This is a genomic window from uncultured Escherichia sp., from assembly GCF_948475835.1.
Classification (GTDB): Bacteria; Pseudomonadota; Gammaproteobacteria; order Enterobacterales; family Enterobacteriaceae; genus ECMA0423.
In genome coordinates this window covers 1-12,152 of record NZ_CAOLGM010000021.1, presented here as the reverse complement: position 1 = coordinate 12,152, position 12,152 = coordinate 1, and the positions used below count along the sequence as shown (strand labels likewise).

Below are 12,152 nucleotides of genomic sequence, written 5' to 3'. Positions count from 1 at the left end.
AAGACGGCTTACGATTTACAGTTGAGTTGCGGCGTTTCCGCCCCGTAGTCATTGATGGTTCGATACGTTACGCTGCTATTTTTGGCCCCCTTTGGCAGAGAAAATTGGTATTTATCAAAGGGGGAAATCATTTGATTTTTAACTACTTTTCCACCTATTTTCAGGTCTGTCAGGGTAATGAAATAAGGTGTTGGGTTACTGACCGTAACCATGTCAGCTGACGAAGTGCAACGCAGTTTCGCCGGAGCCTCGCCTAAGGGATACGCTAAACCTTTTGGTCGCCAGAAAAGTTTGATGACGCTTTGTGTGGCAATCTTCAGGGTATTTCCCTCTTCCCGCTTCGTTGTTGAAGGGACTGCCCGTACACTAGTGAAGAAAAGGGTTTCTCTGTCTTTCGCCAACGGCGCACCAATGTACATAATGCGTAACAGATTCTCATTAGCCGGATTCAGCACAAATAGCGGTGGTGTAATAATAAAATCTGCTGATTTTTTATTATCTGGGGTCATCACCCATGACTGAATAAGATAAGGAACATCCGGACTGGTGTTACGTACACCCAGTGAAATTTGCTCTTCACCTTCTGAATAAACAAGACGTGTTGCTGCAAGTCCAATCCCGCCTTTACCTGCCGCCCATGCGGATGAGCAGCTGAGTAATATTGCCGTTAAACTTACGGTCACAATTCCCTTTGTTATGCAAGTTTTCATAAATAGTCACTCTTAAAAAATATGAATATCTCCTCCAGAACACTAGAGGGGTACTAATTAATAAAACAATTAATGAGTTCTATTAATAATAGTTAATATGGAAATTTGTTACCGCATTCACATTACCAGAAGTCGCTTTCCCCGTAGCGATATAATCAACTTTAAAGGTCACTGTTTGCTCAGCAGAATCCGCTAACTGAATATTCGACGTTTCGGTACCGGGAGTTACCGATGTAGAACCATCTGGCAGATACATTTGTAGAGCAACATTCGTCGCTGCATCGGTGGTAGCCTGGTTGGCAAATGCTGTAGGTTGCACGCCGTCAGCCGTACCACTAAAGGTAAACGTCGCATTTTTAGTTACAGTAACATCACAGCCTTCTAAGGCAATTGGTACATCAGTTTTAACGCCAGAGACTGCTCCATTAGTTTGCAACTTGGTGGCGCTGACATTTGGCAATGTGACTACTGAATCTTTCGTCGCAGCTACCAGGGTACAAGCTGGAGCAATAACTTTACCATTAAATGTTACTTTGCCATCCGTGATAGCATTATCATCAGCTGCCATAACGCTGGACGTTGCACATACCACAGTTATAAACGCCGTCAATACACTTTTTTTCATCGTCATCATCCTGATCTCTTCGTAAATATGATAATGCCTTTAAATGACATTAGACTTAATAATAACAATAATTGACCGCCATTTAAATCAAGCATACTAAATCCAATAAGTGACAAATCTTTAATTTATAGATTTCATGAATATTTAAATATTAACTGAACGAGTAATTCATTGATTCAACATCTAATGACTATCCAACAAATAAATATGCGTGATATATAAAGCCCTTTCTTTAGTTTATTTTCAGAAAAAGATACACAAAATTTATATTTGGCATTTTCTTGTCTCTCCGACAGACTGACCGAATTGTTATCAATGTTAACAAAAAAAGAACAATTGGTTATAAGGAGAGAGTATGCGTGTCATCACCCTGGCGGGTAGTCCTCGCTTTCCTTCTCGCTCCAGCTCCTTGCTGGAATATGCGCGGGAAAAACTAAATGGCCTCGATGTAGAGGTTTATCACTGGAATCTGCAAAACTTCGCCCCGGAAGATCTGCTTTATGCTCGTTTCGATAGTCCGGCACTCAAGACCTTCACCGAACAGCTGCAACAGGCTGATGGACTGATAGTCGCTACACCTGTGTATAAAGCCGCCTATTCCGGCGCGCTGAAAACCCTGCTCGACCTGCTGCCAGAGCGCGCTTTGCAAGGCAAAGTGGTGCTACCGCTGGCGACGGGCGGTACCGTGGCCCATCTGCTGGCGGTCGATTATGCCCTTAAACCAGTTTTAAGCGCACTGAAAGCCCAGGAGATCCTGCACGGCGTGTTTGCCGATGACTCACAAGTCATTGATTACCATCACAGACCCCAGTTCACGCCAAATCTGCAAACCCGTCTTGATACCGCGCTAGAAACTTTCTGGCAGGCATTGCACCGCCGCGATGTTCAGGTTCCTGACCTTCTGTCTCTGCGAGGTAATGTCCATGCGTAACATCATTAAACTGGCGCTGGCGGGATTGCTTAGCGTCTCTACTTTTGCGGTTGCTGCAGAATCCTCGCCTGAAGCGTTACGTATAGGCTATCAGAAAGGCAGTATTGGTATGGTGCTGGCAAAAAGCCACCAGTTACTGGAAAAACGCTATCCGCAATCAAAAATCTCCTGGGTGGAGTTCCCCGCGGGTCCGCAAATGTTGGAAGCGTTAAACGTTGGCAGTATTGATCTCGGCAGTACCGGGGATATTCCGCCAATCTTTGCCCAGGCTGCCGGGGCTGATTTGGTATATGTGGGCGTCGAGCCACCGAAGCCCAAAGCCGAAGTGATTCTGGTGGCAGAAAACAGCCCGATCAAAACCGTAGCCGATCTTAAAGGTCACAAAGTTGCCTTTCAGAAAGGTTCCAGTTCACACAACCTTTTACTGCGTGCACTGCGTCAGGCCGGACTTAAGTTTACCGATATACAACCCACTTACCTGACACCTGCCGATGCCCGCGCCGCGTTCCAGCAAGGTAACGTTGACGCCTGGGCTATCTGGGATCCCTACTACTCCGCTGCGTTATTACAGGGCGGCGTGCGGGTGTTGAAAGACGGCACCGATCTCAATCAAACCGGATCGTTTTATCTGGCAGCTCGCCCCTATGCAGAAAAAAACGGCGCTTTTATTCAGGGCGTACTGGCAACCTTTAGTGAGGCCGATGCGTTAACCCGCAGCCAGCGCGAGCAAAGCATCGCTTTACTGGCAAAAACGATGGGCTTACCGGCACCGGTGATTGCCTCTTACTTAGATCATCGCCCTCCTACCACCATCAAACCGGTTAACGCCGAGATTGCCGCCTTACAGCAGCAAACGGCAGATCTGTTTTATGAAAATCGTCTGGTGCCGAAAAAAGTCGATATTCGCCAGCGCATCTGGCAGCCCACTCAACTGGAAGGAAAACAATTATGAGTCTGAATATGTTCTGGTTTTTACCGACCCACGGTGACGGGCACTATCTGGGAACGGAAGAAGGTTCACGCCCGGTTGATCACGGTTATCTGCAACAAATTGCGCAAGCGGCGGATCGTCTGGGCTATACCGGTGTGCTGATCCCAACGGGGCGATCGTGTGAAGATGCGTGGCTGGTGGCGGCGTCGATGATCCCGGTGACGCAGCGGCTGAAGTTTCTTGTCGCCCTGCGCCCCAGCGTAACCTCACCTACCGTTGCCGCTCGCCAGGCCGCCACGCTTGACCGTCTCTCAAATGGTCGTGCGTTGTTTAATCTGGTCACAGGCAGCGATCCACAAGAGCTGGCAGGCGACGGCGTGTTCCTTGATCATAGCGAGCGCTACGAAGCCTCGGCGGAATTTACCCAGGTCTGGCGGCGCTTATTGCTGGGGGAAACCGTCAATTTCAACGGTAAACATATTCATGTGCGCGGAGCAAAACTGCTCTTCCCGCCGATTCAACAGCCTTATCCTCCGCTTTACTTTGGCGGATCGTCAGACGTCGCCCAGGAGCTGGCGGCAGAACAAGTTGATCTCTACCTCACCTGGGGCGAACCGCCAGAACTAGTAAAAGAGAAGATCGAACAAGTGCGGGCGAAAGCTGCCGCGCATGGACGCAAAATTCGTTTCGGTATTCGTCTGCATGTGATTGTTCGTGAAACTAACGACGAAGCGTGGCAGGCCGCCGAGCGGTTAATCTCGCATCTTGATGATGAAACTATCGCCAAAGCACAGGCCGCATTCGCCCGGACGGATTCCGTAGGACAACAGCGAATGGCGGCGTTACATAACGGCAAGCGCGACAATCTGGAGATCAGCCCTAATTTATGGGCGGGCGTTGGCTTAGTGCGCGGCGGTGCCGGAACGGCGCTGGTGGGCGATGGTCCTACGGTCGCTGCGCGAATCAACGAATACGCCGCGCTTGGCATCGACAGCTTTGTGCTTTCGGGCTATCCGCATCTGGAAGAAGCGTATCGGGTCGGCGAGTTGCTGTTCCCACATCTGGATGTCGCCATTCCGGAAATTCCCCAGCCGCAGCCGCTGAATCCGCAAGGCGAAGCGGTGGCGAATGATTTTATCCCCCGTAAAGTCGCGCAAAGTTAAGGAAGAAATAATGGCAACGCCAGTGAAGAAGTGGTTATTGCGCGTTGCCCCCTGGTTTTTACCGGTGGGCATCGTGGCGGTGTGGCAACTGGCCTCCTCAGTTGGCTGGCTGTCGACGCGTATTTTGCCCTCACCGGAAGGGGTGGTGACGGCGTTCTGGACGCTCTCCGCCAGCGGCGAACTGTGGCAGCATCTGGCGATCAGTTCCTGGCGGGCGCTGATTGGCTTTTCAATTGGCGGATCGCTGGGGTTGATTTTGGGACTGATTAGCGGGCTATCTCGCTGGGGAGAACGGCTGCTGGATACCTCAATTCAGATGTTGCGCAACGTACCGCATCTGGCGCTGATCCCGCTGGTGATTTTGTGGTTTGGCATTGATGAATCCGCAAAAATCTTTCTGGTGGCGCTCGGCACGCTATTCCCCATTTATATCAACACCTGGCATGGCATCCGTAATATCGATCGCGGTCTGGTGGAAATGGCGCGTAGCTATGGATTATCCGGCATACCGCTGTTTATCCATGTGATCCTGCCTGGTGCCCTGCCCTCAATTATGGTCGGCGTGCGTTTTGCGTTGGGCCTGATGTGGCTGACGCTGATTGTTGCCGAAACCATTTCTGCCAATTCAGGCATTGGTTATCTGGCGATGAATGCGCGGGAGTTTTTGCAAACGGACGTGGTGGTAGTCGCTATTATTCTTTACGCCCTGCTCGGCAAACTTGCTGACGTCAGCGCGCAGCTGTTAGAGCGCCTCTGGTTGCGCTGGAACCCGGCTTATCATTTGAAGGAGGCCACGGTATGAATACTGCTCGTCTGAACCAGGGCACACCATTGTTGCTCAATGCAGTAAGCAAACATTACGCGGAAAATATCGTCCTGAACCAACTGGATTTACATATTCCGGCAGGTCAGTTTGTGGCGGTGGTGGGCCGCAGCGGTGGTGGCAAAAGTACCCTGCTGCGCCTGCTGGCAGGTCTGGAAACGCCAACCGCAGGCGATGTGTTAGCGGGCACCACACCGCTGGCTGAGATTCAGGAAGACACGCGAATGATGTTTCAGGATGCGCGTCTGCTGCCGTGGAAATCGGTGATTGATAACGTTGGGTTAGGCCTTAAAGGCCAGTGGCGCGATGCCGCGCGTCGGGCGTTGGCTGCAGTAGGACTGGAGAATCGCGCCGGGGAATGGCCTGCCGCACTTTCTGGCGGGCAGAAACAGCGTGTGGCGCTGGCAAGAGCGTTGATTCATCGACCGGGTTTATTGTTGCTTGATGAACCGCTCGGGGCGCTGGACGCCTTAACGCGACTCGAGATGCAGGATTTGATTGTGTCACTTTGGCAGCAGCACGGCTTTACCGTACTGTTGGTGACGCATGATGTGAGCGAAGCGGTAGCAATGGCTGACCGGGTGCTGTTAATTGAAGAGGGAAAAATTGGTCTGGATTTGACGGTGGATATCCCTCGTCCGCGCCGGTTAGGGTCGGTGCGATTAGCGGAGCTGGAAGCGGAAGTATTGCAACGGGTAATGCGGCGTGGGCATTCTGAACAACTGATTCGGCGTCATGGTTAATATGCCGGATGTGGCGCACAAAACCAGCATTTTCAACGGACTAGTAGGCCTGATAAGACACGTCAAGCATCGCATCAGGCAGTTGGGCACGGCTGCCGGATGCGGCGTGAACGCCTTATCCAGCCTACAAAACCAGCAATTTCAACGGAGTTGTAGGCCTGATAAGACGCGTCAAGCGTCGCATCAGGCATTTTGGCTCAAAAGTATCAAGCCAGTGCTTTGGTGATCTTCTCGTACAGATCGCCAGAGAGATTTTCCAGCCCTTTCAACTGTTCCAGCGCCGCGCGCATTTTCTCCTGACGTTTGGCATCATAACGTTTCAGGCGAATCAGCGGTTCAATCAGACGTGAAGCTACCTGCGGGTTACGGCTGTTGAGGTCGGTAAGCATTTCCACCAGGAACTGGTAACCGCTGCCATCTTCGGCATGGAACGCTGCCGGGTTGCTGCCCGCAAACGCACCAATCAACGAACGAATACGGTTCGGGTTGCTCATGGTAAATGAGCGATGCTGCAACAGACCACGCACCGTCTCCAGCACATTCGCCGCCGGGCTGGTGGCTTGCAGGATAAACCATTTATCCATCACCAGACCGTCCTGATGCCACTTATCGTCGTACTCCTGCATCAGCGCGTCACGGCAAGGCAGCTGTGCAGCAACCGCCGCAGAAAGCGCTGCCAGCGCATCGGTCATATTGTTTGCTTCATGGTATTGCTTGCTCACCAGCACGTCAGCCAGATGCGTTTCACCAAAAGCAAGGAAGCGCAGGCAGGCATTACGCAGAGTGCGTTTTGCAATATCTTCATGCTCAACACGGTACTCGCTCTGGTAATTCGCGTTGTAAATAGCCAGCAGCTCATCCGCCAGTTCAGTCGCCAGAGTACGAGTGAGTGCTTCGCGTACTTCGGCAATAGCAATCGGGTCGATGATATCGCACAGTTCAGCCATTTCATTGACAGAAGGCAGCGTCAGGATTTCTGCCGCCAGCGCCGGATCAATCTTCTCATCGAGCAGCACCGCGCGGAAAGCGTCAGCCACATGTACCGGCAGAGACAGCGGCTGCCCTTGCTGATGACGGGCGACGTTCAGCTTGATGTAGGTTGCCAGCAAACTTTGCGCCGCATCCCAACGGGAGAAATCATTACGCGCATGACGCATCAGGAAGGTCAGTTGCTGATCGCTCCACTTATATTCCAGTTTCACTGGCGCAGAGAATTCGCACAGCAGCGCAGGCACCGGCTGGAAGTAGACATTATCAAAAACAAAGGTCTGTTCCGCCTGGGTGACGTTCAGCACGGAATTCACCGGATGACCGCCTTTCTGCAACGGGATCACTTTGCCTTCGTTGTCATACAATTCGATGGCAAATGGAATATGCAGCGGCTGTTTTTCTGCCTGATCCGGCGTGGCTGGCGTGCGCTGGCTGATGGTCAGGGTGTACTGCTCGGTTTCCGGATTGTAGTCGTCTTTGACGGTCACAATCGGCGTGCCGGACTGGCTGTACCAACGGCGGAAATGGGAGAGATCGACATTCGACGCATCTTCCATCGCCTGCACAAAGTCGTCGCAGGTTGCCGCGCTGCCATCATGGCGCTCGAAATAGAGTTGCATCCCTTTCTGGAAGTTTTCTTCGCCCAGCAGGGTGTGGATCATGCGAATCACTTCCGCGCCCTTCTCGTAAACGGTCAGGGTGTAGAAGTTGTTCATCTCAATGACCATATCCGGGCGGATCGGGTGCGCCATCGGGCTGGCGTCTTCCGCAAACTGCAATCCGCGCATGGTGCGCACATTATTGATACGGTTTACCGCGCGGGAACCAAGGTCAGAGCTGAATTCCTGATCGCGGAAGACGGTTAAACCTTCTTTCAGGCTGAGCTGGAACCAGTCGCGGCAGGTCACTCGGTTACCGGTCCAGTTATGGAAATATTCATGGCCGATAACGCGTTCAATATCGAGATAATCTTTGTCGGTGGCGGTGTCGGTGCGGGCCAACACATATTTGGAGTTAAAGATATTCAGCCCCTTATTCTCCATTGCGCCCATATTGAAGAAATCCACCGCGACGATCATATAGATGTCGAGGTCATACTCCAGGCCAAAGCGTTCTTCATCCCATTTCATGGAGTTTTTCAGCGAGGTCATCGCCCACGGCGCGCGATCAAGGTTGCCGCGATCGACGTACAGCTCCAGTGCTACTTCGCGACCAGAACGCGTGGTAAAGGTATCGCGCAGTACATCAAAGTCGCCTGCCACCAGCGCAAACAGGTAGCACGGTTTCGGGAACGGGTCCTGCCACTGTACCCAATGGCGTCCGTTTTCGAGTTCGCCTTGCGCAACGCGGTTACCATTGGAAAGCAGGAAGGGATATTTGATTTTATCGGCAATAATTTTGGTGGTAAAACGCGCCAGCACGTCCGGGCGGTCGAGATAATACGTAATATGGCGGAAACCTTCGGCTTCACACTGGGTGCAAAGCGCATCGCCTGACTGATAAAGCCCTTCCAGCGCCGTATTCGCCGCCGGGCTTATTTCATTAATGATCTTAAGCGTAAAACGCTCCGGCAAATTACTGATGACCAGTGCGCCCTCTTCTTCTTTCCAGGCGGTCCACGGCTCATCATTAATATGAACAGAAACCAGTTTGAGGTCTTCGCCGTTGAGACGAAGCGGAGCATCTGATGCACCATGACGGACAGCCTGGCTGACCGCGGTAACGACCGTCTTTTGCGCGTCGAGGTCAAAGGTCAAGTCAATATCAGTAATCTGGTAATCCGGCGCACGATAATCGTGACGGTATTTGGCTTGTGGCTGTTGAGTCATAAATAACCTTTAGCATCTTTTATAGAGTCTGGTGTTCAGTCTATTCCTGTTGCGTAAATCGCGCTATGCAGAATCTTCATCTTTTCAGGTACAAACGCCTTTATTGCTACATTTTTATAACATACACCGCGTAATGCCATCGACCAGAAAGGTGGCATATGGTGTGATCGGGGTTCAATAAATTGCGAAACAAGGTATACTCCAGCAGTTCCTGAAGATGTTTATTGTACTAAACGCTCCTGTACGAGGACGCTACTGCGCACCTATGACACAATTCGCTTCTCCTGTTCTGCACTCGTTGCTGGATACAGATGCTTATAAGTTGCATATGCAGCAAGCCGTGTTTCATCACTATTACGATGTGCATGTCGCGGCGGAGTTTCGTTGCCGAGGTGACGATCTGCTGGGTATTTATGCCGATGCTATTCGTGAACAGATTCAGGCGATGCAGCACCTGCGCCTGCAGGATGATGAATATCAGTGGCTCTCTGCTCTGCCTTTCTTTAAGGCCGACTATCTTAACTGGTTACGCGAGTTCCGCTTTAACCCGGAACAAGTCACCGTATCCAACGATAATGGCAAGCTGGATATTCGTTTAAGCGGCCCGTGGCGTGAAGTCATCCTCTGGGAAGTTCCTTTGCTGGCGGTTATCAGTGAAATGGTACATCGCTATCGCTCACCGCAGGCCGACGTTGCGCAAGCCCTCGACACGCTGGAAAGCAAATTAGTCGACTTCTCGGCGTTAACCGCCGGCCTTGATATGTCGCGCTTCCATCTTATGGATTTTGGCACCCGTCGCCGTTTTTCTCGCGAAGTACAAGAAACCATCGTTAAGCGTCTGCAACAGGAATCCTGGTTCGTGGGCACCAGCAACTACGATCTGGCGCGTCGGCTTTCCCTCACGCCGATGGGAACACAGGCACACGAATGGTTCCAGGCACATCAGCAAATCAGCCCGGATCTAGCCAACAGCCAGCGAGCTGCACTTGCTGCCTGGCTGGAAGAATATCCCGACCAACTTGGCATTGCATTAACCGACTGCATCACTATGGATGCTTTCCTGCGTGATTTCGGTGTCGAGTTCGCCAGTCGCTATCAGGGCCTGCGTCATGACTCTGGCGACCCGGTTGAATGGGGTGAAAAAGCCATTGCACATTATGAAAAGCTGGGAATTGATCCACAGAGTAAAACTCTGGTTTTCTCTGACAATCTGGATTTACGCAAAGCGGTTGAGCTATACCGCCACTTCTCTTCCCGCGTGCAATTAAGTTTTGGTATTGGGACTCGCCTGACCTGCGATATCCCCCAGGTAAAACCCCTGAATATTGTGATTAAGTTGGTTGAGTGTAACGGTAAACCGGTGGCGAAACTTTCTGACAGCCCTGGCAAAACTATCTGCCACGATAAAGCGTTTGTTCGGGCGCTGCGCAAAGCGTTCGACCTTCCGCATATTAAAAAAGCCAGTTAATATCATCAGGGAGCTAATCGGCTCCCTTTTTTTACCTTTAATTCCGAAATCTTTCGCTGCATTTGCGAATTCTGCTTGTCTGATTGCAGATGCCAGGTAACATAGGTATCCCCCCATTTACGGGTGGACAAGTGTTTATTTTTTCCGACTATTAACAGAGAGAATATTATGAGCGTTGTGCCTGTAGCCGACGTACTCCAGGGCCGCGTAGCCGTTGACAGCGAAGTCACCGTACGCGGATGGGTACGTACCCGCCGAGATTCAAAAGCTGGCATCTCCTTCCTCGCCGTTTATGACGGTTCCTGCTTTGATCCTGTACAGGCTGTCATCAATAATTCTCTGCCCAATTACAATGAAGACGTCCTGCGTCTGACCACCGGCTGCTCGGTCATTGTGACGGGTAAAGTCGTGGCGTCGCCGGGCCAGGGGCAACAATTTGAAATTCAGGCCAGCAAAGTTGAAGTTGCTGGTTGGGTTGAAGATCCAGACACTTACCCGATGGCGGCAAAACGCCACAGCATTGAGTATCTGCGTGAAGTCGCTCACCTGCGTCCGCGCACAAACCTGATTGGTGCCGTCGCGCGCGTTCGCCATACGCTGGCGCAGGCGCTGCATCGCTTCTTTAACGAGCAGGGATTCTTCTGGGTTTCAACGCCACTGATTACCGCATCTGATACCGAAGGTGCAGGCGAAATGTTCCGCGTTTCTACGCTGGATCTGGAAAACCTGCCGCGTAACGATCAGGGCAAAGTGGATTTCGACAAAGACTTCTTTGGTAAAGAGTCTTTCCTGACCGTATCTGGCCAGTTGAACGGCGAAACCTACGCTTGCGCATTATCCAAAATTTATACCTTCGGCCCGACTTTCCGTGCTGAAAACTCCAACACCAGCCGTCACCTGGCGGAATTCTGGATGCTGGAGCCGGAAGTGGCGTTTGCTAACCTGAACGATATCGCGGGTCTGGCTGAAGCCATGCTGAAATATGTCTTCAAAGCGGTTCTCGAAGAACGCGCAGACGACATGAAATTCTTCGCTGAACGCGTAGATAAAGATGCCGTTTCACGTCTGGAACGCTTCATTGAGGCCGATTTCGCGCAGGTGGATTACACCGACGCAGTGACCATTCTCGAAAACTGCGGCAGGAAGTTTGAAAACCCGGTTTACTGGGGCGTCGATCTCTCTTCTGAGCATGAGCGTTATCTGGCGGAAGAACACTTTAAAGCACCGGTAGTGGTTAAAAACTATCCGAAAGATATTAAAGCGTTCTATATGCGCCTCAACGAAGACGGTAAAACCGTTGCGGCTATGGACGTTCTGGCTCCGGGCATCGGTGAGATCATTGGTGGCTCCCAGCGTGAAGAACGTCTGGACGTTCTGGACGAGCGTATGCTGGAAATGGGCCTGAATAAAGAAGATTACTGGTGGTATCGCGATCTGCGTCGCTACGGTACTGTTCCGCATTCAGGTTTCGGTCTTGGTTTTGAACGCCTGATTGCTTACGTAACTGGCGTGCAAAACGTGCGTGATGTGATTCCGTTCCCACGTACTCCGCGCAACGCCAGCTTCTGATTTTCTTCCTCAAAGAGCCAGCGCCTGCTGGCTCTTTTTTATCCTTTCTGTCAAGTTATCTGTTTGTTAAGTCAAGCAATCTATTTGCAACCCCGCCATAACGATCATCCTGTTACGGAATATTACATTGCAACATTTACGCACAAAAAATAACCCGCATTCTTATTGCGGATTAGTTTTTTCTTAGCTGATAGCACAATTTTCATACTATTTTTTGGCATTCTGGATGTCTGAAAGAGGATTTTGTGCCAGGTCGATAAAGTTTCCATCAGAAACAAAATTTCCGTTTAGTTAATTTAAATATAAGTAAATCATATAAATAGATAAAAATTGCTGTAAATATCATCACGTTTCTATGGAAATATGACGG

At 50.9% G+C, this 12,152-nt stretch carries 10 protein-coding genes; 7 read left to right on the top strand and 3 right to left on the bottom strand.

The genetic code is table 11. From position 1 onward, the window contains the following. Positions 1–8: 8 nt before the first annotated feature. A complete protein-coding gene (locus QZF50_RS06490; protein WP_000845152.1) occupies positions 9–710 on the bottom strand; it encodes a molecular chaperone in 702 nt (233 codons plus the stop codon). An 82-nt stretch (positions 711–792) separates the two neighbouring features. Continuing rightward, positions 793–1,335, bottom strand: a complete 543-nt coding sequence (locus QZF50_RS06485) for a fimbrial protein (protein ID WP_000750284.1) — start codon at positions 1,333–1,335, stop codon at positions 793–795. A gap of 355 nt (positions 1,336–1,690) precedes the next feature. Between QZF50_RS06485 and ssuE the strand changes: the two genes are divergently transcribed. Genes ssuE through ssuB form a run of 5 tightly spaced genes read left to right on the top strand, consistent with a single transcriptional unit; the run spans position 1,691 to position 5,926 of the window. Then, positions 1,691–2,266: an NADPH-dependent FMN reductase gene (ssuE, locus tag QZF50_RS06480; protein ID WP_001263934.1), complete on the top strand. Its 576-nt coding sequence runs from the start codon at positions 1,691–1,693 to the stop codon at positions 2,264–2,266. Beyond that, on the top strand, positions 2,259–3,218 hold the full coding sequence (gene ssuA / locus QZF50_RS06475; protein WP_001244318.1) for an aliphatic sulfonate ABC transporter substrate-binding protein SsuA: 960 nt from the start codon (positions 2,259–2,261) through the stop codon (positions 3,216–3,218). The genes ssuE and ssuA overlap by 8 nt, the downstream gene beginning before the upstream one ends. Further along, on the top strand, positions 3,215–4,360 hold the full coding sequence (ssuD, locus tag QZF50_RS06470; RefSeq protein ID WP_000055996.1) for an FMNH2-dependent alkanesulfonate monooxygenase: 1,146 nt from the start codon (positions 3,215–3,217) through the stop codon (positions 4,358–4,360). The genes ssuA and ssuD overlap by 4 nt, the downstream gene beginning before the upstream one ends. A gap of 10 nt (positions 4,361–4,370) precedes the next feature. Continuing rightward, complete coding sequence (gene ssuC / locus QZF50_RS06465) at positions 4,371–5,162, top strand: aliphatic sulfonate ABC transporter permease SsuC (protein WP_000235203.1); 792 nt, start codon at positions 4,371–4,373, stop codon at positions 5,160–5,162. After that, a complete protein-coding gene (ssuB, locus tag QZF50_RS06460; RefSeq protein WP_001090514.1) occupies positions 5,159–5,926 on the top strand; it encodes an aliphatic sulfonates ABC transporter ATP-binding protein in 768 nt (255 codons plus the stop codon). The genes ssuC and ssuB overlap by 4 nt, the downstream gene beginning before the upstream one ends. A gap of 206 nt (positions 5,927–6,132) precedes the next feature. Here the strand turns inward: ssuB and pepN are convergent, their stop codons facing one another. Continuing rightward, positions 6,133–8,745, bottom strand: a complete 2,613-nt coding sequence (gene pepN / locus QZF50_RS06455; protein ID WP_290388835.1) for an aminopeptidase N — start codon at positions 8,743–8,745, stop codon at positions 6,133–6,135. 265 nt (positions 8,746–9,010) lie between these two features. Between pepN and pncB the strand changes: the two genes are divergently transcribed. Both pncB and asnS read left to right on the top strand, forming a co-directional pair. Continuing rightward, positions 9,011–10,213 carry a nicotinate phosphoribosyltransferase gene (gene pncB, locus QZF50_RS06450; RefSeq protein ID WP_001297200.1) on the top strand — a complete coding sequence of 401 codons (1,203 nt, stop codon included), beginning with the start codon at positions 9,011–9,013 and terminating at the stop codon, positions 10,211–10,213. A 168-nt stretch (positions 10,214–10,381) separates the two neighbouring features. Further along, complete coding sequence (gene asnS / locus QZF50_RS06445) at positions 10,382–11,782, top strand: asparagine--tRNA ligase (RefSeq protein ID WP_000117881.1); 1,401 nt, start codon at positions 10,382–10,384, stop codon at positions 11,780–11,782. Positions 11,783–12,152: the final 370 nt, after the last annotated feature.